Raw genomic sequence first — 25551 nt, 5'->3', positions numbered from 1 at the left:
AGGAGGGAACGGGAATGGAGAGAACGAAGGCGCTGCCCGATCTGACGATCAACGGGGTCGGCCAGGCATCGGGCGGAAGCTACGGGGAGGTTCGCATCGACGGCGTCAGCCGGTTGAAGGGGGACATCGAATGCGAGAAGCTGCACATTAACGGAGTGGTGTCGACCCATGGGACGCTGAAGGCGAAGGAGATGGCGTTCGACGGCAAGCTGAATGCGGGCGAGCTGCTCGATGCCGGCAATGCGCGGATGAACGGCATGGTCAAGGTGAAGGGGAGGTTCCGCGGGGAGGCGATCGAGCTGAACGGCTTCATCGATGTCGGCGGCGATCTGTCGGCGGAGAGGCTTGTGTGCAGAGGAGCGCTGGACGTGAAGGGGCTGCTGAACGCGGGCGAGGTGGACATTACGGCCGAAGGAAGGTGCAAGGCACGGGAGATCGGCGGCGAGACGATTCGGACACGGAGACGGAAGAGCGGAGCCTGGAGGGCGATGTGGGGCTGGGCCATTCCGAAGCTGATCGCGGTGACGGAAGCGGAGACGATCGAGGGGGATCGGATCGAGCTGGAGTACACGACGGCGACGGCGGTCAGAGGTTCGGTGGTCCATATCGGCAAAGGCTGCAGAATCGGAAGCGTCGAATATACGGGACAACTGGTTGTTCATCCGGAAGCGAAGGTTGAGCATCAGGCACGCATCTAAACGCGGAGCATGACAACGAAGGAGGAGAGGAAGATGACGATGGCCATTCCGGCGAATAACGGGAACATGAGATTGGTCGGCGAGACGACGATGAACGGAGGCACGTTCGGGAGAATCACGATTATCGGCGAGAGCAAGCTGAACGGGGCAACGGAATGCGAGAGTTTTAGCTGCACGGGCAATTCGGAGGTGGACGGCGATCTGACCGCCGGCAAGCTGAAGGTGATCGGGGAGCTGGAGATCGCCGGCGACCTGAAGGCGCGATCGGTGTCCGTGACGGGGGAGACGCGCGTGAAGGGCGGCGCCCAGGGCGATCTGCTGAACGTGCGAGGGGGCGAGTTCGCCGTCGGTGCGGATTGCGAGTTCGAGGAGATCAAGGTGTACGGGGCGATTCGGGCAGGCGGGCTGCTGAGCGCGGATCGGATGGAGCTGCGGCTGTTCGGCGGATCGCTGGCATCGGAGATCGGCGGCGGCCATATTCTTATCAAGATGAGCAAGAAGCTGGCGATCAAGAAGCTGTTCTCGTTGCACGACTTCGGGACCATCAAGGTTGGAACGATTGAGGGAGACACGATCGAGCTTGAGCATACGGCGGCGGACGTCGTGCGCGGCAATCGGGTGACGATCGGGCCGGGCTGCGAGATCGGGCGGGTCGAGTACCGCGGCGAGCTGAAGGTGAGCGCGAAGGCGAAGGTCGGCAGCCAGGCGCGAGTCGAATAAGTGGAGAAGCGAACAAGCGATTAAGCGGAAAAGGCGGCAATCAGACACGGAGCGGGAGTGGGATAAAGTGGCGACAGCCAAAGGGAATCGAATCGGATTTATTCTGGCGGGGCTTATGCTCGGAATCTTCGTCGCGGCGATCGACAACACGATCGTCGGAACGTCGATGGCGACGATCGTATCGGATCTCGGCGGGTACGACAAGATCGTCTGGGTGACCTCGGCCTATCTGGTCACGGAGATGGCGGGCATGCCGATCTTCGGCAAGCTGTCGGATATGTATGGACGCAAGCGGTTCTTCGTCTTCGGCATTACGATGTTCCTGCTCGGCTCCGTTCTGTGCGGAACGGCGCATGGCATCGTCGAGCTGAGCATCTATCGGGCCATTCAAGGGATCGGCGGCGGGGCGCTGATGCCGATCGCCTTCACGATTCTGTTCGACGTCGTTCCGGTGGAGAAGCGGGGCAGCATGTCGGGCATCTTCGGCGCCGTGTTCGGAACGTCGAGCCTGATCGGACCGCTGCTGGGCGCCTACATTACGGATCATATCGACTGGCGCTGGATCTTCTATATTAATGTGCCGATCGGGCTGCTCGCCCTGGCGTTTATTATTTTCTATTATAAAGAATCGCGCGAGCACAAGAAGCAGAGGATCGATTGGTGGGGAGCTTCGACGCTTGTCGGCGCCGTTGTCTGCCTCATGTTCGCGCTCGAATTCGGCGGCCAGGAGTACGCCTGGGATTCGGCCGTCATTCTGGCTCTCTTCGCGGGAGCCGCGGTTCTGCTCGGCACATTCCTCTATACCGAGACGAAGGCGTCCGATCCGATCATCTCGTACGGCATGTTCCGCAAGCGGCTGTTCGCGTCGAGCACGCTGGCCGGCTTGTTCTACGGGGCCGCGTTCATTACGTTCGCGATGTACATTCCGATCTTCGTGCAAGGGGTCAATGGCGGTTCGGCGACGAACTCGGGTCTGATCCTGCTGCCGCTGACGCTCGGCTCGGTCGTCTCCGCGCAGATCGGGGCGGTCGCGGTAATGAAGACGTCGTACCGCAGCGTCATGATCGTCTCGGCGCTTATTCTGACGCTGGGCGCATTCCTGCTGTCGACGATTACGCCGGAGACGTCGCAAGCGCTGCTCGTGACCTACCTCATCGTGACGGGAGTCGGCGTCGGCTTCTCGTTCTCCGTGCTCGGCATGGCCAGCATGCACAGCTTCGACGAGCGGCAGCGCGGCTCGGCCAGCGCGACGACGTCGTTCGTCCGCTCGCTCGGCATGACGGTCGGCCTTACCGTGTTCGGCATTCTGCAGCGGAATTCGATTACGTCGAAGATGAGCGAGGCGTTAGCAGGCGGCAGCGGAGACGGCTCCGCGACGGCGGGCGGCGAATCGCTGGGCAATCTGCGCGAGTCGCTTACGCCCGAGAAGCGGGCCCAGATTCCGCCGGACGTGCTGGATAAGATTATCAATGCGATGTCGTCGTCGATTACGCACATGTTCAAGTGGGCGCTCGTTCCGGCCGTACTGACGATCGTTGTTGTCCTCTTCATGGGCAAGGCGAAGCTGGAGCTTCCGCAGGCGGCCAATCCGAAGGCGGCAATTCCGCAGGCCAAGGCGAAGGAGTAGCGGTTCCTCCATTGCTGCGCGCCGTTCATATTCAGTTCATCTATCGCGATTACGATGATCTCCGCAAGGGAAGCCGATTCGCGATTCGCGATTCGCAGCGCGGGGCTTCCGTAATCGAGATAGAAATCAGAGGTGTAACAATGGTTCTTGCCAGAAGCAATAACAAAGCGCTTGTGCTTACCGGCCTGCTGATCGGGCTTATCTTCGCGGAGCTCGACGAGACGGTCGTCTCGACGGCGATGCCGACGATTATCCGCGACTTGCACGGCTTGTCGTTGTACGGATGGGTGACCGGCGTCTATATGCTGGCGATGACGATGTTCATGCCGATTCTCGGCAAGCTGGCCGATCTGTTCGGACGCAAGCGCGTCTATCTGGCGTGCATCGCGCTGTTCATCGGCGGTTCGATCGTCGGCGGGCTCGCCGTATCGATGCCGATGCTGCTCGTCGGCCGGGGAATCCAGGGCATCGGCGCCGGCGGCCTTATGCCGCTCGCCATGGTCATTCTGGGCGATACGTATCCGCTCGAGCAGCGCGCCAAGATTCAGGCGATGATCGGCCCGGTCATGTTCCTGCCGCAGTTGCTCGGTCCGACCGTCGGCGGCTACATCGTCGACCATATCAACTGGCACTGGGTGTTCCTGATCAACATTCCGGTCGGCCTGCTGGCCGCCGCCATTATCGGCGTCGGAATGCGGGAGAAGCTCGGGGACGAGAAGCGGTCGATCGACTGGGCCGGAGCGTTCACAATGATGCTTGGCCTGCTGTCGCTGCTGCTTGCTCCGGTGCTGGTCGACAACCGCGGGCTGGCGTGGTCGTCGCCGTGGATCATCGGCCTGCTCGCGCTGTCGGCACTGATGTTCGCGTCGCTCGTGCTGATCGAGCGGAAGGCGAAGGAGCCGCTTATTCCGCTCCATCTTTTCCGCAATCGTACGGTTGTCGTTCTGTCGTTGTTCGTCTTCGTCCTGATGCTTGGTCTGATGGGAGGGATCTCGTCGTTCCCGTTCTTCGCCCAGACCGTCATGGGGCTGTCGCCGACCGGCTCGGGGTATCTGAACCTGGCGTTCATGGCCGGCGCGATTCCGATCAGCATTCTGATCGGCTTCCTGATCACCCGGGTGCCTTATCGCACGCTGTTTATCGTCTCGTTTATTCTGCCGATCATCGGCATGTACCTGCTCACACAGATCGGCGTAGGGACGACCGTGCTCTACATTATCGTGACGTTCGTCATTCTGGGCGTCGGCATGGGCGCGCTGTTCGGCGGCGACAATCTGATCGTGCAGGAATCCGTCGCCAAGGAGCATAGCGGCATCGCGCTGTCGACCGTCCAACTGTTCCAGTCCATCGGGATGACAATCGGCATGAGCGTGTTCGGCAGCCTGCTCGCGAAGAATATTCGCACCGGCGTCATGGACTTAAGCGATCAGCTTCCGGAAGGCGCGGCCGAGTCGATTGCGAAGGGCGACATTCCGCAGGGGCTGTCCGCAGACACCATCGGGAAGGTGCACGAGGCGTTCTCGGACGCATTCCAGAACATCTTCGCCATCGGCCTCGGCTTCGCGGTCGCGGCGTTCGTCATCGTCTGGTTCCTGAAGAAGGAAGTGCTCTCGAAGAAGGAAGAGGAGCCGACCGGCGAAGCGCGGGTTGCGGGAGAAGTCTCGGCATAGCCGCACGGCGAACGAATCGAACGAATCGAACGAACCGAACGAACCGAACGAACCGCCCATTCGCGGTTCGTTTTTCCCTTTCCGGCGGAACAATGTGATATAATGAGAACTGCCATTTTTCTAGGGAAGGGAACTTCAAACACGATGAGCCAAACGCTGCGCGAAGAATTGAAGCAAGAGGTGGCCAAGCGCCGCACCTTCGCGATTATCTCTCACCCCGACGCGGGGAAAACAACGCTGACCGAGAAGCTGCTCCTGTTCGGAGGAGCGATTCACATCGCGGGCTCCGTCAAGGCGCGCAAGGCCGCGCGCCATGCGACAAGCGACTGGATGGAGATCGAGAAGCAGCGCGGAATCTCGGTCACGTCTTCGGTTATGCAGTTCGAATATGCCGGCAAGCACGTGAACATTCTCGATACGCCGGGTCACCAGGACTTCAGCGAGGACACGTACCGGACGCTGACGGCGGCGGACAGCGCGGTCATGCTGATCGACGTCGCCAAGGGCGTCGAGGCGCAGACGATCAAGCTGTTCCAGGTGTGCGCGAAGCGCGGCATTCCGATCTTCACCTTCATTAACAAGCTGGACCGCGAGGGGCAGAACCCGTTCGAGCTGCTCGAGGAGATCGAGCGCGTGCTCGGCATTCGCTCGGTGCCGATGAACTGGCCGATCGGCATGGGCCGCGAGCTTAGCGGCGTGTACGACCGGATGAAGAATCAGGTCGAGCTGTTCCAGGGCAAGGATCACTCCGAGATCGAGGTTCGCCCGGTGGCGGACTACAACGATCCGCGCATCCGCGAGATGGCGGGCGATTACCTGGCCGACCAGTTGGCGCAGGACCTCGAGCTGCTCGACGTTGCGGGCGATCCGTTCGACTACGAGAAGGTGCTTGCCGGCCAACTGACGCCGGTGTTCTTCGGCAGCGCCGTCAACAACTTCGGCGTGCAGACGTTCCTTGAGAACTTCCTGCAGCTCGCCCCGGCACCGACGCCGCGCCGCAGCACCGACGGCGAGATCGAGCCGGAGCGGGAGAAGTTCTCCGGGTATATTTTCAAAATCCAGGCCAACATGAATCCCGCCCACCGCGACCGGCTGGCGTTCCTGCGCATCTGCTCGGGCAAGTTCGAGCGCGGCATGAGCGTGCGCCACGTGCGCGCGGGCAAGGAGATCAAGCTGGCGCAGCCGCAGCAATTCCTCGCACAGGATCGCGAGATCGTCGACACGGCGTATCCGGGCGACATCATCGGGCTGTTCGACCCGGGCATCTTCCGCATCGGGGATTCGCTGAGCGAAGGCGGCAATCTGGTGTTCGACGAGCTGCCGACGTTCTCGCCGGAGATCTTCTCCAAGGTGTCGGTCAAGAATGCGCTGAAGCAGAAGCAATACCTGAAGGGGCTTGACCAGTTGACGGAAGAGGGCATGGTGCAGGTGTTCCGTTCGGCGGGCATATTCGAGGATACGTATCTCGGCGTCGTCGGCCAGCTCCAGTTCGACGTATTCGAGTACCGGATGAAGAACGAATACGGCGTCGACATCCAGCTCGCGCGCACGTCGTTCCAGTTCGCTCGCTGGATCGTGTCCGACAAGATCGACCCGACGAAGTTCCGCATCAACTCGACGCTCGTCAAGGACAAGAACGACAACTACGTCGCGCTGTTCGAGAACGAGTACGCGATGCGCACGGCGATGGAGAGAATGCCGGACGTGCAATTCCTCGAGACGGCTCCTTGACGGGGCGGCTCGGCGTGTAAGATAAGGAACTTTGGCAAGCTAAGACACCCCTCCTGCGGCTTCGGCCGACAGGAGGGGTGTTTTACAGAGATGAATATTCGCTTACCAATCGCTCGTCTCCGAATCGGCTTGATAAGTTGACGCTATTTGCCTTATCGCGCTTTGATTCATTCTTCTCAGCAGCTTTTCTTAAAAGTTCTTCTTGAAGAGAAGCTTTAATCCGAACGGGTTGTGCGGTCGCACGATCAATATATTCGTTTTTGATATAATCGCGGGTAACGGGAAACATATTTTGGATGAGGAACGCTTTCTTTTTTCCAAGTACAAACCCAAATACGAGGGTATCAACATCCCCGTACTTTTTGAGCTTCTTATCGTAATGTCGCTGAAATTTATCGATCTGAGAAGAAATGGGGATCATCCAATATAAATCGGTTGCCTCATCCTTTAATGAATAGAAACAAGGCCGATTGCGTTCCTGGTCCCCGGCCAAATCTTTGTTGGACATGAGTTGAGGATCAGGGAAGTCGGCAAAGTAATTGTCTTCGATAAAATAGAAGTTGCCAGACACAATTCCATTTGCGCTCATCCTATTGACTCCCTGTCATAATATAAAGCCCCATTCGGGGAATGGGGCTTCGTTCACTTTGAGAACCGACCATTTGTTATTCGCATGTCGGTGAGCGAAAACATTTGAAGCATAGCGGAATGATCCGACCACATTCCTATTTTTACACAATAAAAAAAGGAAGTCAAATAAAGATTTTGGGAATTCCAGATGATTTGGGCATTGTTAAGCGATTCCATTATAATGTAAAAATAATATAAAACAAGACATTCGCAGGGGAGGGGCGGCAATGCCGAATCGATTGATTGTGCGCGAGGGCAAGGTGGTGGGGCCGGACGGCGTAAGCAGGGCGGATGTGCTGGCGGTGGACGGAAGGATTGAGGCGATTGAAGCCGGCATGGCGGATCGCTGGCTGCAGGACGGCGGGGAAGCGCTGGATGCGGAAGGAGCCTGGGTGCTGCCTGGCCTTATCGATCTGCATTGCGACGCGATCGAGAAGGAGGTCGAGCCGCGCCCGAACACGCTGTTCCCGTTCGGCATGGCGTTCGTCCAATACGAGCGCAAGCTGGCGCTGCACGGCATCACGACGATGTTCCATTCCTTGTCGCTGGGCGTCGGTCTGAGCCTTCGGGGCGAGCATCTGACGGAGCGGCTGATCCGCCATATCGCCCAGAGCCGGCGGGAGCGGGCGATGATTCGCCACCGCGTGCATCTGCGCTACGAGGTGTCCCATCTGACGGGGATGCCGCTGGCCAGACGGCTGATCGACGAAGGGCTGATCCAATATCTGTCGTTCATGGACCATGCGCCGGGCATCGGGCAGTACCGTCGTCCGGGGGCGTTCGAGCGCTACGTGATGAAGAACCAAGGGGTCGACCTCCACGAGGCGGCTGCCATCGTCGAGGAGCTTCAGCAGCGGCGGAGCCGGATCGATTGGGAGGAGCTTCGGGCGCTGGCCGGACAAGCGAGGGGAAGAGGAATCGCGATCGCTTCGCATGACGACGATTCCGAGGCAATGGTAGACCGCTCGCGTTCGCTTGAAGCAAGCGTCGTCGAGTTCCCGCTTAATCTGGAGACGGCGCAATACGCGACGCGGCAAGGCGTGCACGTGTGCGTCGGCGCGCCGAACCTCGTCCGGGGAGGCTCGCACGATAACAACCTGTCCGCCATCGATGCGATCCGGGCGGGTGCGGCGGATATCGTCTGCTCGGATTACCATCCGGCTTCGCTGCTGGAGTCCGTGTTCTTGCTGGCGGACGAAGGAATTCCGCTTGAGCGCGCTGTCGCGTCGGCGTCGCACAACCCGGCGCGCGCGATGGGCATCGCTGCCGCGACCGGCTCGCTCGAGCCCGGCAAGCTTGCGGATCTGCTCGTCGTGCGCAAGGTGCAGGGCTGCCCGGTCGCGGAGACGACGGTCGTCGGCGGGCGTGTTGTGCAGACGACCCGGGATTATCGGTCAAGCCATTGAACGGCATCGGCCGGGTTGCTACAATGGGCGTAGAGAAGGCTTAGAGAAGGTGCCGATATGCAGATTGCGAACCCTGCGCTTCTGAGCCGCGTCTTTACCCGGAATGCGCTGCAGGAATGGGTCGCCCGCGGGGAGGACCCGGCGCTCGCCGATTGCTTGCGGGAGCAGTTGAGCGGAGCGGAGGCTGAAGCGGAGAACGGGACGGAGACCCGGGCGGGAACGTCGAATCGAAGCGTCATCTCCGAGCTGTACAAGACGATGCTCAAGTCGTACAGGAACGAGTACATCTATAAGAATACGTTGCTAAACAAGCTGCTGCTCGGCAGGCACAGCCTGGGGACGACGACCGCGCTTGCGGAGGTTCCGATCGAGAAGTCGAAGGCAGACTTCATCCTCATCAATGGGAGGGCCGTCGTCTACGAGATCAAGACGGAGCTGGACAACCTGGACCGCTTGGGGAGTCAGCTTCAGGATTATTACCGGGCGTTCGATACCGTGTGCGTGATGACAAGCGAATCGAACGTCAGGAGCGTGTCGGCGGCGCTCGAGCACACGAATGCCGGCCTCTGCGTGCTGACGAAGAGGAACGGCATTCGCACCGTCAAGGAAGCGGTCGCCGACCGCTCGTTCCTCAGCCATCATTCCATGTTCAAGTTATTGAGGAAGCCGGAATACGAACGCATCCTCCTTGCCCGTTACGGAGAGCTCCCGCGAACGACACCCGTGAGATTATACCAAGAGTGCCTGAGCCGGTTCGCCGCCATCGACCTGGATTCCGCTTATCGGGCGATGCTTGCGCAGTTGAAGCGGAGGATAGTCGTCCGGGAGAAGACGAGGTTCCTGCAGGAAGTTCCCTATGAGATCAAGTCGCTGGTCTACTTCTCGGAATACGGAACAGAAGACTATGAAGCTCTAGCCGAGTTCCTCAATCAGCCCTTCAGGAGGTAGCCATGTACTTTCCTTATGTTCGAGGAAGACAGTTCGAATTGATCGCCCTGCGCGAGCTGTTGGAGAAGGGTCTCTTGCATCCGGCCGTCGTTCCCATCGTGGAGCCGGTGAAGCTCTCGTCCACCTTGACCGGCACGATGGCGAAGTTTATCGAGGCGGGCAAGGCGCTTGCGGTGATCCATAATCCGAAGGTCGGAAGCTTCGGGCTGGAGACGGAGAAGACAAGCCATCTTAAGGACGTCTACGAAGCTCACCTGCAACGGGACATTATCGTCAAGGCGCATATCGCGGGCAGCCGATCCGAGGATGAGCTGGCAGAGCTTGGCGATCCGGGCGCCGACCGCTCGGCGATGCTGACCATTGTGACCGACCGGGACTGCCTCCCGCTCTATGAGCGATTGTTCGGGGCCGGCGGCGGAAGGTACAACCTGATCTCCGCGGACAGGACAATTCGCAGAACGATCACGAGCAACAAGGTTCTGTTCGAAGACAAGTTCAACAAGCTGGAGAAGAATGCCGACTACAAGGACAAGGACGAGCTCTTCTCCGACGACCACCTGTTCTACTCGGAGGAGGGATATGTCGGCTTCTCGGACTTCTCCATCGCGGGCAGCGACTACTCGGAATGGGGGTTCGCCCCGTATGCGGTCGCCATTCATATCGTTTACTTCGATCCGGAGCTCAACCTCCGCGTGATCCACTTCGTCTCGGATTCGAATGACGACATTCAAGACCCTGCAGGCAAGTTCTATGAAGCGGTCGGCAAGCTGGTTCAGTGGAGCCGGGAGAACCCCGTTCGCACCTACGGCTTAAACGAGCTGATCGCCCATCATCGGAACGAGACGTATCCGGGGCTCGGAACCGTGAAGAAGCTGGCGATCATGCACCACCTCGAACTGATGGGCCGATACCTCGGCGGGGGAACGGTGCGATGAGGTGCTGCGTCGAATGTTTCCACGATCCGGCGATCAAATCGAGAATTCGGCACCTGAGAAAAATCGGCCATTGCAGCTTCTGCGAGGCGGAGGACGTGTACGTGTACGATACGGAGATTGACTCCGAGCTGACGGACGACTTCGAAGCGCTGCTCGACACGTACAAGGCGGAAACGGTGCTGCCCGACGGTTACCCCGAGAGCGAGCTGCGGCTGCTCAAGGATGAATTGGCTGTGAACTGGACAATCTTCAGCCTGCCGCCGGACAAGATCGATGTGCTGATCAGGCACATCTGCAAGAACAAGTTCATGGAGGACCCGGAGCTGTTCGAGCGGAGGATCGGCATTATCCAGAGGCTTGATCAGGAGTACATGGACCGCTATTCTCTGCTTGGCGAATACAATTGGGAGGACTTCGTATCGTCAATCAAGACGCAGAATCGCTTCCACAGCAAGCAGTTGAACACGTCCGTCCTCTACGAATTCCTCGACCATCTGAAGAAGCTGTACAAGCGGGGAACGCTGTTCTATCGAGCGAGAATCTCGGGAGCGACGGTGTTCCCGCTGACCCAGATGGGATCGCCTCCGGCCGGTCTGGCCTCTGCGGGACGGGTGAATCCGGAAGGGATAAGTTATTTGTACCTCGGCAACGACCGGACGACGACGCTGAACGAAGTGAGGGCAGGACTGCACGATTACGTCTCCATCGCGGCGTTCGAGCTGAAGGAGGACATCAGCGTTGTCGACTTGACGGGGCTGGATCGGATCAGTCCGTTCTCCGGACTCAACTTCACCTTGCACGCCATCAACAAGGCGAACCTGATCAAGATGAGCAATGAGATCGCCAAGCCGCTCCGGAGGCAGGACAGTCCCCTTGATTATTTGCCGACGCAGTACATATGCGAATTCATCAAGACGATTACGTTCAAGGACGGCTCCGCCTGCTGCGGCATCGAGTACAAGAGCACCATGAACAAGGGAGGCTACAACCTGGCGGCCTTCAGCGGCGAGCTGTTCGAATGCGTCGAGGTGAAGGTTCACGACGTCCAGGAGCTTCATTATAGCGTAGAGCCTGTCATTCCAGGTTGAATCGCCTTGCAGGAGAAGCCGTCCCCCGTTCAAGGGTGGACGGCTCTTCAAGTTATCTTCCAGTTACGACGACGGCTGCTGAAGCTGGCTGTGCAGCGCTTCAAGCATTCGCTGCTGATCGTCCGGAGCGCTGTGCTGCCAGATAATCTCGAAGAGCACCCCAAGCCCGGGAAGCGCCATCTCCGCATTGCCGATCGAATCCTCGATAACGTTGCGAAGCTCATCCGGATTCAGGCCGCGAACCCGGTGCAGGATCGCTTCGCGCAAGCTCATCGTCAGTGTCATGGGCGTACCTCCTCTGGAATGAAGAACCTGGAATGAAGGCGGAACGGAAGAGCCGCTTCGGTCGTCGCGAATCGCGGCTTCACGTAGCATTCCCCCTGCGGCTCCCGGCTATCCCCGGCGACGATCCGCCGAAGCGTCCCTTCATTATCCCGTCGCTGATCTCGATCCCGTCGCTGATCTCGCCATGCGGATCGTGCTATAATAGAAGGATATGGAGCACGGAACGATCGATGGAGAGAGGAGCCGGCATCAGGAATGGCTAAGCATAAGAAGCAATTCGCAATTATCGGCTTGGGCCGCTTCGGGTCCAGCGTCGCCAAGTTCCTGTCCGAGATGGGATACGAGGTTCTGGCGATCGACGACAATGCGGAACGGGTGCAAGATCTCGTCAACGTCGTGACGCATGCCGTCTCGGCGGATTCGACCGACGAGGAAGCGATGCGCGCGCTCGGCATTCGCAACTTCGATGTGGTCGTGGTGGCGATCGGGGAGAATATCCAGGCGAGCATTCTGACGACACTGATTCTGAAGGATCTTGGCGTAGGCAAAATCATCGTCAAGGCGCAGAACGAGCTGCACGGCAAGGTGCTGAACAAGATCGGCGCGGACAAGGTCGTGTTCCCGGAACGGGACATGGGCCTGAGAGTGGCGCACCATCTGATCTCGCCCAACATTATGGAGCATATCGAGCTGTCGAGCGACTACAGCATTGTCGAGATGACCGCGCCTTCCGCCATGCGCGGCAAGAACCTGCGTCAGCTCGACATTCGGGCGAAGTACCAATGCAATGTGCTTGCCGTGAAGCGGGACGGCGAGATGAACATCAGCTTCCCGGCGGACGAGCCGCTGTGCCGGGACGACGTGCTCGTAATCGTCGGCCGCAACGAGCAGTTGACGCGATTGGAGCAAGTGTATGCGGAACCTTGAGCCGGCGTTGACGTCCGTCGCCAATCCCCGGGTGAAGGGATGGGCGAAGCTGTCCGAGCGCAAGCAGCGCGAGAAGGAAGGACGCTTCAAGCTCGAAGGCGTGCACCTGGTGGAGGAAGCGCTTGCCGCCGGGTGGCCGCTGGAATGCGTCGTCTTCGAGGAGGACATGGGAATTCCCGAGGAGCTGAGCGGGTATGCGGACGGAAGCGTATCCACGCTGTCCGCTCCGTCCTGGATTCCGGTCTCCCCGGACATCATTGCGAAGTGCGTCGAGACGGAGAGTCCGCAGCCGGTGTTCGCGGTGGCGCAGCGCAAGAGCGTCGATCGGCAGACGCTGTTCGCGGCCGGGTCGGGGCCGATCGTTGTGCTCGACGGCGTGCAGGACCCCGGCAACGTCGGCACGATCATTCGCAGCGCCGCGGCGAGCGGGGCGAGCGCGGTCGTGCTTGGCAAGGGAACGGCTGATCTCTACAACTCGAAGACTCTCCGCTCCACGATGGGCACGCTTTTCTGCATACCGGTGTTGGAAGCCGATCTGGCCGAGCTGCTGCCCGAAGCGCGCAGACAGGGCAAGACGCTCTTCGGCACGAGCCTGCAGGCGACGAAGAGCTGCTACGAGGTCGATCTCGGCCGCGATGCGTGGCTGCTGTTCGGCAACGAAGGCAGCGGATTGTCGGCAGCCGCGGAAGCGCTGGTCGATCAGCCGATCATCATCCCGATGACCGGCAAGGCGGAGTCGCTGAACGTCGCCATGGCCGCGACGGTGCTCCTGTTCGAGAGCCAGCGGCAGCGGGGGATGCGCGAATGATCATTCCCGGCAATGCCGAGCAACCATAGCCATACTGGAGGATTGGATTAGCAATGAAGCGGATTCCGATGACGGTGCAACTGGTATTTATTCTATTCTGCGTCATGGCGATTCCGACGGTCATCTTAACGTGGTACAGCGGCGCGCAGATCTTGCGGAATTCCGAGCACGCGATCGCGGAATCCTCGCTTGCGGGATTGAATGCCAATCGCAACCTGAACGAGAATGCGCTGAACAACTTGACCCGATATACAGTGCTTCTGACCGACGGCCGCATCTTCGACCGAATTCGCGACTACGAGACGTTCGCCGAGATCAATTCGACCTACAGCACGATCAGCAACGGATTAAGTGTTCAACAGCAATTGACGAGCATGAACAACATGAGCGACGGCGTGAATTCTTCCTTCTTCTACTTGAGCGATTCGGACTATGTCGTGTCGACCGATAAAGGAATTACGAAGCTCGACCGGTACGAATCCCTCGAATGGCTGGACGATGCGCTTGAAGGGCAGCGCGGAATCGCCGGCGTATGGTACCCTCGCAAGCTGAAGTCGGGGGCCGCCGTGATCTCTTACGTGCTGCCTCTCAACCGGCTGACTTCGACAACGCGCGGAACGATTGTCCTCAATCTGGACGAGAGCCAGGTCGAGCAGTATTTGCGCAATTCGGGCGAGGGCCAGCAGGAATACGTGCTGATGAGCCGGGACGGCACGATCATCTCTCATGCGGACAAAAGCCTGCTGTACACGAACGGCAACGAAGATCCGGCTATTCGGGACATCCTGGGGCAGACCCAAGAGGAAGGCTACATGTTCCGCGAGGCGGGCGGCAAGCGGATGCTCTACACCTGGTCGCGGTCGACGCAACTGGATTGGACGTATGTCAGTCTCTACTCGGTGGACGAGTTGATGGCCAACTCTCAGGCGATGCATCGGAATATCGTTATTCTGACCGTTGCCATTATTGTTGCCGGCACCATCCTGACGTACTTCCTCGCCATCTGGGTGTCCAAGCCTGCCAGAGAGCTGGTGCGGACGCTGAGGACGAAGGGCGGCTTGGGAATTCAGCGCCAGAACGAGCTCGTCTTCCTCGACGATGCGTTCAAGCGGATGCAGGAAGAGGAAGAAGCGCTGAATCGGCTGCTTCATGCCCGCGAGAAGGATGCCCGAAGTCTTGCGGTTCATCAACTGCTGCGCAATGAATGGTCGGCTTCAATCGATGAGATATTCCCATCGGCTTGTTTTGTTGTCGCGGTGCTGTCCATCGATCGTTACCGGACGTTCGTCAGCAACAACAGTCCCGAGACGCGCAGCTACCATCGCTATCAAGTGATGACGGAGTGCGAAGCCGCATTCCCGGAAAATATGCAAACCCAATGCGTCTACCACGGAGAAGGCTGCTTCGCGCTGGTGATCAACTATGAGCAAGTGGAGTTGGGCGATCCGGACGGCGTCATTCACGATAGGCTGGTCAAGCTGCGCGACAACGTGTCGGAGCTGCTGGGCAATACCGTCACGATAGGCGTAAGCAGACCGACAGAAGATCGCGACCTTGTGTCGAACGGTCTCGTCGAAGCGATGGAAGCGATCAAGCATCGGATGATCTCGGGCAGCGGAGAGATTGCGTATTGGCAGGAGGAGGACGGCCGGGAAGGCAAGTACATCTATCCGGTCACCAGCGAACGACGCATTCTTAATTACCTGGATCAAGGCGATCTCGACAACATTCTGCGGGAGCTGCAGTTCATCGGCAGCGAGATTCGTTCCGCCGAGTACGTCTCCTACGACAACATCATGTTCCTTTATCACCAGTTGGCGGGCGTCACGATCAAGCATCTTCGGGAGAACAACGTGAGCACGGCTCGCATCTTCGCCGGAAGAGGCAATATTTATGCGGCGCTGGCTTCTCTTGAGACGCTGGACGAGCTGGAGGACTATCTTCGCGACTTCTACGGCGAGATCATACAATACCTGGCGCGTACGCCCGGCGAGACGAATACCCACGGAGACCGCATCATTCAGTACTTGAACGAGCATTATCGCGAGGAGATCGTGTTCGAGGAGATGGCGAAGGAGATCGGCATCAGCTACTCGTACATGCGCAAGATCGTCTTCGAGATGACGGGCCGCAGCCTGATCGATTACATGAACCTGTTGCGCATTGAGCAAGCCAAGCGGCTGCTCGCCGAGTCCGGGCTGACCATTACGCAGATTGCGTCCGAGATCGGCTACAACAACGTCCGGAGCTTCAATCGCTTCTTCCGCAAGTTCGAGGGGATGGCGCCGAGCAGCTATAAGGCGGAGAGATCCAGGTCCGCGCAGGAGGAACCTCATTCGTGAGGTTTTTTTTGACGTTCGGGGGCTTGGTCATATTTGATCATGGCCGGACAGATTTGATGATCAACCCGCGCCGGAAGCCCGATCTGACGCGCTTGTAATCAAAAGTGTCGCGTCAGAATCAAATCTGGCGATTTACCGGTCGGAAATGAAAACGCTATGATTAACGGGTCGAAAGGGTTATTTATACGGAGGTGAAACATGGCTTTGAAAACGGTTCAAAATGCGACTGCCGGGAATGAAACCGCTTCACTTCATTCCAATGCCGGCAACGGCAAAGGTCGAAGGTTCCTCGCTTATTGGCGTAATGACTGGCAGCTCTACGCGCTGCTTCTGGTCCCCTTGGCGTTCGTTCTGGTGTTCAAGTACGCGCCGATGAGCGGCCTCATGCTTGCGTTTAAAGAGTACAAGATCGCCAAGGGATTCTGGGGAAGCGATTGGGTCGGCTTCGAGGTGTTCCAGGAGCTGTTCGCCAAGCCGGACTTCGGCCGTGCGGTGCGCAACACGCTGCTGCTCAACATCTCGGATCTCATCTTCAGCTTCACGGCGCCGATCATTCTTGCCCTGCTGCTTAATGAGGTCAAGAACGTTGCCTTCAAACGCGTGAATCAGACGCTGCTCTATCTGCCGCACTTCCTGTCGTGGGTCATTATCGGAGCGATCGCGTATCAGTTGCTCGGCGAAGGAAGCGGCATGATCAACAACGTGATTGAAGCGATGGGGCTCGATCGCGTTCCGTTCCTGCAAGAAGACACGCATTGGCTGATCAGCTACATCGCCATCGGCGTGTGGCAGAGCATGGGATGGGGAACGATCATTTACCTGGCCGCCATGAGCGGAATCAATCCGGAGATGTACGAAGCGGCAACCGTCGACGGCGCCGGACGGTTCCGGAAGATGCGGAGCATTACGCTCCCTTCGATCCGGATGACAATCGTTACGCTGCTTATTATGAACCTCGGCAACGTCATGGGCGGCTCCTTCGAACGGGTATTTGCCTTGTCGAATAAAGCGACGACCGAGTACACGACGACCATTCCGGTTCTGGTGTATCGTTGGGGGATCGAGAGCGGCAACTTCAGCCGCGCGACAGCGCTCGGATTGTTCCAGGCCGTTATTGGGGTTGTCCTCGTGCTGCTCGCCGACCGGATCGCCAAGAAGCTGGGCGAAGACGGATTGATCTAGGGAAGGAAGCGGAACATGCAAATATCCAATAGCCGCGCAGTCGCGAAACGGCGAATCAAAGCGGACGTCTGGGACGTGCTGATTCACGCCGTACTGGTGATCGTCTCGCTTGTCTGCCTGCTGCCGTTCGTCCATGTCGTCGCCAAGTCCTTAAGCGAAGACGCTTATGTCATCGCCCAGAAAGTATTCCTGTGGCCCCGAGGCATCAATCTGGAGGCGTACAGCAAAATCTTCGCCGATCGCAGCATCCTGCGGTCCTTATATGTAAGCGTTCTTGTTACCGCGGTCTTCACGGTCATCGGGATGATCGTCACGATCTTCGCGGCGTACCCGCTCTCCAGGCCGCAGCTCAAGGGCCGCACGTTCCTGACGGTGATCTTCATGTTCACCCTGTACTTCAGCGGCGGCATTATTCCCGATTACTTGCTGATCAACAATCTGGGAATGCTAGATACGCTCTGGGCGCTTATTCTGCCGTTGTCGTTCAGCGCCTTTAATCTATTGATCTTAAGAAGCTCGATCGCAAGCAGCATTCCGGTAAGCCTGGAGGAATCCGCACGAATCGACGGCGCAGGCCACTTCCGCATCTTGTTCAGCATCGTCCTGCCGCTGTCCAAGCCGATTCTTGCGACGCTCTCGCTGTTCTATGCGGTAGGGCGGTGGAACGCTTATCAGGACGCCCTGTTCTACATCAAGCAGAACGTCGAGCTGCGGCCGCTCCAGCTTAAGCTGTATTATCTGGTCGTGCAAGCGAGCGAGAGCTTCCAATTGGAAGCGACGAATGTGCAGTTAAGCAATCCTGAGGTGCTGAAGGCGTCGGTTGTCGTCTTCGCCACGCTGCCGATTCTCTGCATCTACCCGTTTATTCAGAAGTACTTCGTCCGCGGCGTCATGCTCGGAGCGGTCAAGGAGTAGCCATTGGCGCTTGCCGCTCCGTAATTAATTAATCATATTATTGGAGGTTACAACACGATGCAACAGAAGAAGTTCGCTTCGCTGGGGATGGCGCTTGTCATGCTCTCCGGCCTGCTGGCCGCTTGCTCGAACGACAACGGGAACAAGGAGAACACAGCGCCGAGCAGCACCGCTGCGACGCCATCCGAAGGGACCTACGCCGATTATTCCCAAGGCTTCGCGGAGACGGTCAGTCTCGATATTCCGGTGTATGAGCGTGCGTTCGAAGGCTGGAACGTGAAGGACAACTACTATACGCGCTGGATTCAGAAGGAATTCGGAGACAAGTACAATATCAAGCTCAACTTCGTGCCGATCGCTCGCAGCAACGAGGTGACGGACTTCGAACAACTGCTGGCCGCCCATAAAGCTCCGGACGTTATTTTCCACTATGACATGCCGCAAGCGCTTGCTTACTACGGGGAAGAAGTGCTGCAGCCGCTCGACTTGAACGAGATTAAGAACTATGCTCCGACGTACTGGGCCAACATGGGTGAGACGATCCAGCAATACGGCAACATCGACGGGGAAAATGTATTCTTCTTCGCGGCGCGTCCGGATACGGACAACTTCGTGACGCTGATCCGCAAGGATTGGGTGGAGAAGGTCGGCATGAAGGTGGAGGATCTGACCTCGCTGGAGAAGTACAACGAGATGCTCGGCAAGTGGAAGGAAGCGGGCCTGGGCGTCGGCGGCGCGGCTCTGACCAGGAACTCCTACAACTTCAGCTACGCGTATCGCGACTGGCCGATCGATTCCGAGTATCGTGCTCTTTATTCGGATCTCGCCGTAGCCGACTTCACGACCAAGGATGCCGAAGCCTGGCTGCGCAATCTGAATTATGAATACAATAACGGCCTTATCGACAAGGAATTCTACCTCCGCGACGACGACAACAAGACGAAGGCCGAGTTCGTGGCGGGAAGAACGGGAACGTACGGCTTCTATCTGACCAACAACACCGACCTCTTCTCCGCTGCCTTGAAGAATAACCCGACTGCCGAGTTCGCGGTGCTCCCTCCGGAAGCGCTGGTGCCGGAAGGCAACGTTCCGCAAGGACGCGCTTACTGGCCGTTCGGCTTCATCATGGGCGTGAACTACGAATCGACAGCCGAGGAACGCGCCGCGTTGTGGATGTATCTCGAATGGATGAGCCAGCCGGACAACCTGTTCTACCTGCAGAACGGCGTAGAAGGACAGAACTATACGCTTGATGCCGACGGACTTCCGGTGAAGAACGCGGACTACACGGGCGAATCCGCACTGTCGCTGAACAACAACAAGGACTATTGGGCTCTGGTGACCGAGACCCAGGCGTACGGCTCGCCGGAATTGACGCTCAAAGCGAACATGCGCAACTGGTCCCCGGCCGGATATGAAGATATTGCCGAGGACATGGTGAGATACTATAATGAAACGGCGGAATACCGGACGCCGGACGCGCTGTTCACCGTCGTGCTTGAGGAGCTGAACGAGTACAAGGCGGACCTGAATTCGCTCTTCCAAGAGCTGTACCTGGAAGTGGTCCTTGCGCCGGAATCCGAGTTCGACAAGAAGTATGAAGCGGCGAAGAAGAAGTTCCTCGATGCCGGTTACCAAGACATTCTCGACGAGAAGCAGCAAGCGATCGACGCAGGTCAATACCGTTAATCCGCGCTCGCATCGACACTAACGGAGCCCCTGCAGCAGCGGGGGCTCTCCATCATTGGAGGGCCATATGAAGCTGAACACAGACGAAGCGGCATTGAACAATATTCGGCAAATCGCCGGGCGCGTGGCGGACTACACATTCGGGATGGATCTGACGTGGGACTGGCCGGGCGGCGTCGCCTACTACGGCGTCAGCCGGCTGTTCGAAGCGACGGGAGATCGCGTCTATCTCGAACGGATGATCGCGTGGGTCGACGAATATATCGAAGCGGGTCTTCCCGAAGTATGGACGGTGAATACTTGCGCGATGGGGCATATGCTGCTCACCCTCTATGAGCAGACGAACGAGCGAAAGTATCTCGACCTGATCCTGAGCAAGGTGGATTATCTGGAGAACAAAGCGCTGCGCTTCGGAGACCGGGTTCTTCAGCATACGGTGTCGTCGAAGAACGACTTCCCGGAGCAATGCTGGGCGGACACGCTGTTCATGGCGGCGTACTTCATGATTCGCGTCGGCGTCGCGCTGAAGGAGAAGCGGCTGATCGAAGACGGCCTGCACCAGTTCTTCTGGCACATCAACTACTTGCAGGATGAAGACAACGCGCTGTGGTACCACGGCTACAACAACATCAACAAGGATCATATGTCCGGCATCCACTGGGCCCGTGCCAACGCATGGGCGGCCTACACGATGTCCCGCGCGGCCGTCGTCATTCCGGAAGCGTATTTGTATCCTCCGATGATGCATATCTGGAGCTCCTTGCGCGACCAGCTTGCGGCGCTCAAGAAGCTGCAGAAGGAAGACGGCCTGTGGGGCACCGTGCTCGACTGCCCGGATGCCTACGGAGAAGTGTCGGCATCGGCCGGCATCGCCGCCGCGATGATCGTGCAGGGCAATCCGCTGCACGGGAAGTACGTCCGCAAGTCGCTTGACGGCTTGCTGGACAATGTCGCCCCGAACGGACGGGTGCTGAACGTGTCCGGCGGAACGGCCGTCATGAACGACATCGCCGGCTATCTCGGCATCGACCGCAAGTGGGCGCAAGGCTGGGGCCAAGGGCTCGCGCTCGCCTTCCTCGCATCGGTCATCGAGAACGGCCCGACGAAGGCGGAGACAGCGACAGGCTCTGCGAAGGCAGCCGTGAAGGCCGGTGCGAAGGCGTCGGAGAAGGCAACTGCGAAGGCAGCCGCGGAGAAGGAAGAAGCGGGGAACGGGGCGGAGTAAGACAAGGAACGGGAGCGCGGGCGAAGTTCGCGCGATTGTGCTCAGGCTATCCGACATTTATACGAAAAACAACTATGACAACAAGGACAGTTGTCACCCCCTACAATGAAAATTTTTCGTATGAGGCCATTCGCAGTGATGAAAAGCCAACTGCGGAGAGGCAGGAGGAGCGGAGTTAGTAGAGAAACCTGTACAACGGAGCTCCGAAGAGGCGGTTGGAGAGGGAGATGAGAGGAAAACCCGCCTATCGACTGTTCGTTCCACTTGCCATCCCGCCCGGTATCGCTTCCCACTCCCCCCATGCGTCTATTCCCTCTGGCGGCATTAGGTCTCTTCTCCCTTTCGTTCAGGATAAGGAGGTGCAAGGGAATGGGCTGTCCTAAGACCCAAGGGCATGATCGGCAAGCGGAGGTTCCTGACCCAAGGGGAGAAGAGGCATAAGTGTTAAGAAGGGGGATAGCGCCTTTCTTGTCACCATAATGTGGAAATCAACTCGCCGACTCACCAAAATGCCGACCGCGCCAGCTGGTGCTAGACGGTGGCGAGACTTTTCTGTCTAAATCCGGTACAGACCGCCATTAGCGAGACTTAATTTTCGTATTAAATCACATTCAGGCTGCCCTAAAGCGGGCGATTCCGTCGATTTTATGTGAAAAATCGTATTCATCAGCCTCGAACATAAGTGGACTAGCCGTATTTATGCTAAAAACCGCATAAAAGTCCCCTTTGATCCCAAGTCCTGACCGTTATCGGTCCGGACTTTTTTTTGGGGGGCTGGCGGAAGAGCGGGGGAACGGAGTAGCGGAGGATGCGATGCTCGTCGACATGCCCTTCGACATTCCCTTAAAAAAACGCCATAACCTCTATAAAAACTTCATCGGAATCGAAGCCGGGCTTCTGGTAGGCTAATCATGCGCGCTATTGCGAACATGGGAACGATGGAGGAGACGTTATGAGAGACTTATTCGATGTGAAGGATTACGGAGCGATCGGAGATGGGGCGGCCGTCGACACAAGAGCCATTCAACAGGCGATTGATGCCTGCTCGCAGGCCGGCGGCGGGCATGTTCGGCTGGCAGGCGGCATCTTCGTCTCCGGCACGCTGTTCCTGCGATCGAACGTTTATTTGCAGATTCAACCGTCGGCCGTCCTGCTGGCCAATCCGGATATTCGCGATTATCCGGACGGGACGCACTATAACCGTTATGTCAACGAGAAGGACATGGACAAGTGTCTGATTTATGCCGAGGATGCCGAGAATATCGGCGTCGTCGGGGAAGGGGCAATCAACGGCAACGCGGAGCGATTCCCGAACGAGGGAAGCATCGACCGGCCGATGATGATGCGGTTCCTTCGGTGCCGCCATATCCGGGTCAGCGGCTTGCGGCTGCACAACTCGGCGGCCTGGACGACGGCGTTCCTGGACAGCGAGAACATCTGGTGCGACGGCTTGGACATTCGCAACGATAGAAGGTACAACGGCGACGGCCTGGACTATGACGGCTGCCGGAATGTCTTCGTCTCCAACTGCAAGATTCTCGGGACGGACGACAATCTATGCCTTCAAGCCAGCAGCAAGCAGTACCCGATGAAGAACGTTCATATCTCGAACTGCCATTTTACCTCCATCTGTGCGGGAATTCGGATTGGCCTCAAGTCGATCGGGAGCATCTCCAACGTCGCAATCCACAATTGCACATTCGAGAACGTGTGGCGCGAAGGGATCAAGATCGAGTGCACGGAGGGAGGCAGCATCACGGACGTGGTGGCGCAAGGGCTTGTCATGCGGAATGTGACGCGGCCGATCTTCGTCCTGCTCAATAATCGGCTGGATCGGATCGGCTCTTCGATCGGTCTGGAGGCCATGCCGGAGATCGGCTCGCTGGAGCGAATTGCGCTGTCGGACATTATCGCTGCGGATGACGAAGAGATGAGCCATACGCATTACCGGTTCGCCGACGATGTGATGGGTTGTCCCTCCTTCAACGGAATCCGAATCGACGCGTGCGAGAGCGCCCCCATTCGCGATCTGACCTTGCGGAATATCGGCTATACCTTTATCGGCGGCGTGGCCAGGGAAGACATTCCGGAGCACTACCCGAAGGTGCGGGACAGGCGTCTCGAGCATCCGGAGCAGACGGCGGACAATTATTATCCGACCTGGAGCCGGACGACCTTCATGGATATCCGGAATGTCGACCGGCTCGTCTTGGACGGCCTCCGCTTCCGTGCGCTGCGGGAAGACACGCGGGACTCCTATATCGTTGAGAATTGCCGGGTTGTTAAGGAAGAGGTGACGGAGTACCTTGGGGACCTTGGGGGAAAAAGGCCGACAGCCATCGATTAAAACCGTAGTATAGGTTGGGTTGCGGCACCTCATTCGAGCGACGACAAGAGAGAAGGACCGAGGCTGCCGCCAAAGTCGGTGAAGCCGTCGTTGCCGCGCCGAAACGCCGATCTCCGAAACCGGTGGCCGCCGGATTTTATGTGAAAAATCACATTGGCGCCTCGCGAAAACGGGCGATTGGCCCATTTTATGCGAAAAATCACATTCATGGAGCAAATTCCGATCCAAAGTTCCGGATATATGCGAAAAACCATATAAAATACCTCATCCCCTCCACATCCAGGCCGACGAATATGAAAAACCACATAAAATCGCCAAAGGCATCGGACCAGAGGGCAACAAACCGGACCAGAGAGCAGCAACCATCGAATCCCTGGAGCGGCAATTCGAATATTCCCTAATCCCAAAGAACCGTCAGGCAGCTTCCGGAGCTTCCCTGACGGTTTTATGCGTCGTCTCTTCCGCTGCCGCATGAACGGTAAGCGACAAGGGGACCCTTGGATGAAGCGCACAATCAGAAGCAAGCCATCAGAGTCAGGTCTATCCCCTATTAAGGAGGTGAAGCCGAATGAAGCTCCTTCAAGCCATCCTCCTCGCCGGAACCCTCGCCCTGTCGCTGGCGGCGGCTCCGCCCGTGAGCGCATCCGGCGCTTCCGTCTTGAACTCGGCAATTCCGGTTCAGGAGCCATCTTCCCGCGAGCGCGAACTGGAGGCGGCGCTGCTGCAGCAGCTCCACCCGGCGATCGTGGAGTCCCTGCGCGGAACGTATCGCGAACGATACGTCCAATTCGGGTGCGAACGAATCGCGTCGATTAACGAGCGGGGTACCGCGAAGCGGCACGCCGATCCGGCGAGACCGGTCGATGCCGTTCACGGAGCGAAGTTCTTCGAGATTACGGTCAGCATCTGCCGCCCGAACGGAGAGCGGGTGGAACTGGATATGAGGAACGATGGTATGGGAACGGGAACGGGCTATGTCGTCACGGCGACGAGAATCGTATCGAAGAGTCGTACCGAGAGCCGCCCGCCCCTCAATAAACCCGATACCGCCCGCTAAGCGCCAACAAGCTGAAGAAGTACAGGCAGTTGTCGTAATAACGGCGAACTCCCGTGCGCGGCGGCGTGTCCCACAGCTTCCGCGCGAATGCCGCGGCGTCCGGGCCGTCTGCGGCGAGCGAGGCCGCAGCGTTCGTTGCGAGCAGGCCGACCGGGTGCAGCGCCGGCTCCTCGAAGGGCGTGCCGTCGATCCAGTAGCGCCGGTAGTCGTCCGCCTCGATCCCCGAGAAGAATCGCTGAAGGCGGTTCGATTGGCCGACCTGCCATGGGTCCTTGCGGTACCACTCCCAGTCCAGCGCAAGGTTGAGCGCCACCCGGTACGCATCGCTGTAGAAGTGACGGAAGTCGCCGTGGCGCTGCGGCTCCGCCGGCGTTCCGTCGAAGTTCGCGTATTCCGGAGAGAGTCCGGTCGCGGGATGGCAGGCCGTGTGCAGATAGGCGCGGCTCGCCTCGGCCGCCTCCGCCCAGAACGGGCGGTCCCGCTCGTCGGCATAGAGAGCGAACAGCTCGTAGAAGTGCGGCAGATGATACGAAGGATCGCTGAAGGGAGATTCCGGCACGAACTTGATCAGCTTCGTCTCCGGGTCCCACATCGGATCGCCCTCATGCTGCCCGTTCCCGCCCTCGCCCTGATGCACGCAAGCGCGAAGAATCGTTCTCGCCTGCTCCATATAATCGTAAGGAGCCTTCCCCTCGCCCCAGCGATTCGCAGCGAAGATGAGCGCCATAGCGAAGTATTCTTCGCCGTCCGGAGCCGGTCCTTGGGACAGCCGGGTCCCGTCCGGCTTGCAGTGCCAGGCGAAGTAGTGCTTGTATCGTCCTTCCGTATGCTGCATATAGGTCCGGGAGAAGTTCCACAGCCGGTCGAATACGTCCCGCTTGTCCATCTGCACGGCCATCATCATGCCGTACGACATCCCTTCGGTGCGGACGTCGGAGTTGCCGGTATCCAGAACGTAACCCATGTCGTCGCCCAGCGGGTAATAGATGCGCACGTCGTCCGCTCCCGCGAACAGATCGTTCCATGCCGTCTCCAGCCTTGCGTCGATCTCTTCCGGCGAGCGGCCGATCTCCAGGAAGAGATTGCGATATTCGCCCGTAAACACGGAGCCTTGCGTCGTCATCGTTGTTCTGATCCTCCCATCGCATCGATTCGACTTTATGGTAGCACACCGCAACCCCAAGAAATTAAGGCATTTTCCTCAGAAAATAAAGAGGTTAACCGACCGGAACACGAGACAGCGAGTAGGCGAGAGGTCGCGATCCGTCGGGGCTTATCTCGCGCATCCTGCGGCTTCATGATAGAATGGACACGATCGGCC

The 25551-nt window shown here is 58.4% G+C and carries 21 protein-coding genes; 18 read left to right on the top strand and 3 right to left on the bottom strand.

Annotation, left to right across the window (positions count from 1 at the left end):
• Positions 1-14: 14 nt before the first annotated feature.
• The 5 genes from E6C55_RS06255 to E6C55_RS06235 all read left to right on the top strand — a co-directional run bounded on the left by E6C55_RS06255 (position 15) and on the right by E6C55_RS06235 (position 6446).
• Complete coding sequence (locus E6C55_RS06255; protein ID WP_136368928.1) at positions 15-698, top strand: hypothetical protein; 684 nt, start codon at positions 15-17, stop codon at positions 696-698.
• Positions 699-731: 33 nt separating this feature from the next.
• On the top strand, positions 732-1418 hold the full coding sequence (locus tag E6C55_RS06250) for a hypothetical protein (protein ID WP_136368927.1): 687 nt from the start codon (positions 732-734) through the stop codon (positions 1416-1418).
• A 67-nt stretch (positions 1419-1485) separates the two neighbouring features.
• Entirely contained in the window at positions 1486-3045 is a 1560-nt protein-coding gene (locus E6C55_RS06245; RefSeq protein WP_269145537.1) for an MDR family MFS transporter, read from the top strand.
• Positions 3046-3185: 140 nt separating this feature from the next.
• Entirely contained in the window at positions 3186-4715 is a 1530-nt protein-coding gene (locus E6C55_RS06240; protein WP_136368926.1) for an MDR family MFS transporter, read from the top strand.
• Positions 4716-4859: 144 nt separating this feature from the next.
• A complete protein-coding gene (locus E6C55_RS06235) occupies positions 4860-6446 on the top strand; it encodes a peptide chain release factor 3 (protein ID WP_136368925.1) in 1587 nt (528 codons plus the stop codon).
• A gap of 82 nt (positions 6447-6528) precedes the next feature.
• Here E6C55_RS06235 and cptIN read toward each other — a convergent pair whose 3' ends face one another.
• Entirely contained in the window at positions 6529-7035 is a 507-nt protein-coding gene (gene cptIN, locus E6C55_RS06230) for a type III toxin-antitoxin system CptIN family toxin (protein WP_136368924.1), read from the bottom strand.
• A 268-nt stretch (positions 7036-7303) separates the two neighbouring features.
• Here cptIN and E6C55_RS06225 point away from each other — a divergent pair, with 268 nt between their 5' ends.
• From E6C55_RS06225 to E6C55_RS06210, 4 genes are read left to right on the top strand one after another with little or no spacing between them, the layout of a single operon-like run.
• Positions 7304-8482 carry an alpha-D-ribose 1-methylphosphonate 5-triphosphate diphosphatase gene (locus E6C55_RS06225; RefSeq protein WP_136368923.1) on the top strand — a complete coding sequence of 393 codons (1179 nt, stop codon included), beginning with the start codon at positions 7304-7306 and terminating at the stop codon, positions 8480-8482.
• 57 nt (positions 8483-8539) lie between these two features.
• Positions 8540-9430 carry a sce7726 family protein gene (locus E6C55_RS06220; protein WP_136368922.1) on the top strand — a complete coding sequence of 297 codons (891 nt, stop codon included), beginning with the start codon at positions 8540-8542 and terminating at the stop codon, positions 9428-9430.
• Positions 9431-9432: 2 nt separating this feature from the next.
• Positions 9433-10365, top strand: coding sequence for a sce7725 family protein (locus tag E6C55_RS06215; RefSeq protein ID WP_136368921.1), 933 nt, complete (start codon positions 9433-9435; stop codon positions 10363-10365).
• Positions 10362-11453, top strand: coding sequence for an RES domain-containing protein (locus E6C55_RS06210; protein WP_136368920.1), 1092 nt, complete (start codon positions 10362-10364; stop codon positions 11451-11453). Before E6C55_RS06215 ends, E6C55_RS06210 begins: the two co-directional genes overlap by 4 nt.
• 63 nt (positions 11454-11516) lie before the next feature.
• On the opposite strand, the gene sspI is transcribed toward E6C55_RS06210, so the two are convergent.
• A complete protein-coding gene (gene sspI / locus E6C55_RS06205; RefSeq protein ID WP_330999604.1) occupies positions 11517-11738 on the bottom strand; it encodes a small acid-soluble spore protein SspI in 222 nt (73 codons plus the stop codon).
• Positions 11739-11936: 198 nt separating this feature from the next.
• Between sspI and E6C55_RS06200 the strand changes: the two genes are divergently transcribed.
• The 9 genes from E6C55_RS06200 (at position 11937) to E6C55_RS06160 (ending at position 24230) form a co-directional block, all read left to right on the top strand.
• The gene (locus E6C55_RS06200; protein ID WP_407923690.1) at positions 11937-12665 is read left to right on the top strand and encodes a potassium channel family protein; all 729 of its coding nucleotides are present in this window, start codon (positions 11937-11939) and stop codon (positions 12663-12665) included.
• On the top strand, positions 12652-13473 hold the full coding sequence (locus E6C55_RS06195; protein ID WP_136368918.1) for a TrmH family RNA methyltransferase: 822 nt from the start codon (positions 12652-12654) through the stop codon (positions 13471-13473). The genes E6C55_RS06200 and E6C55_RS06195 overlap by 14 nt, the downstream gene beginning before the upstream one ends.
• 53 nt (positions 13474-13526) lie before the next feature.
• On the top strand, positions 13527-15815 hold the full coding sequence (locus E6C55_RS06190) for an AraC family transcriptional regulator (RefSeq protein WP_136368917.1): 2289 nt from the start codon (positions 13527-13529) through the stop codon (positions 15813-15815).
• A 198-nt stretch (positions 15816-16013) separates the two neighbouring features.
• Entirely contained in the window at positions 16014-16997 is a 984-nt protein-coding gene (locus E6C55_RS06185; protein ID WP_136368916.1) for an ABC transporter permease, read from the top strand.
• 15 nt (positions 16998-17012) lie between these two features.
• Entirely contained in the window at positions 17013-17912 is a 900-nt protein-coding gene (locus E6C55_RS06180) for a carbohydrate ABC transporter permease (protein ID WP_136368915.1), read from the top strand.
• Between the two features lie 57 nt (positions 17913-17969).
• A complete protein-coding gene (locus tag E6C55_RS06175; protein WP_136368914.1) occupies positions 17970-19601 on the top strand; it encodes a type 2 periplasmic-binding domain-containing protein in 1632 nt (543 codons plus the stop codon).
• Positions 19602-19668: 67 nt separating this feature from the next.
• Entirely contained in the window at positions 19669-20826 is a 1158-nt protein-coding gene (locus E6C55_RS06170; RefSeq protein ID WP_136368913.1) for a glycoside hydrolase family 88/105 protein, read from the top strand.
• 952 nt (positions 20827-21778) lie between these two features.
• Positions 21779-23173, top strand: coding sequence for a glycoside hydrolase family 28 protein (locus tag E6C55_RS06165; protein WP_136368912.1), 1395 nt, complete (start codon positions 21779-21781; stop codon positions 23171-23173).
• Between the two features lie 568 nt (positions 23174-23741).
• Positions 23742-24230, top strand: a complete 489-nt coding sequence (locus E6C55_RS06160) for a hypothetical protein (protein ID WP_136368911.1) — start codon at positions 23742-23744, stop codon at positions 24228-24230.
• Here the strand turns inward: E6C55_RS06160 and E6C55_RS06155 are convergent.
• Positions 24205-25353, bottom strand: a complete 1149-nt coding sequence (locus E6C55_RS06155) for a glycosyl hydrolase family 8 (RefSeq protein WP_136368910.1) — start codon at positions 25351-25353, stop codon at positions 24205-24207. The genes E6C55_RS06160 and E6C55_RS06155 overlap by 26 nt on opposite strands.
• Positions 25354-25551: the final 198 nt, after the last annotated feature.

This window comes from Cohnella fermenti, assembly GCF_004801405.1.
In the GTDB taxonomy this organism is placed as follows: domain Bacteria; phylum Bacillota; class Bacilli; order Paenibacillales; family Paenibacillaceae; genus Cohnella; species Cohnella fermenti.
Note: the sequence above shows the minus strand (reverse complement) of the source record. Positions and strands in the feature narration are given on the sequence as shown.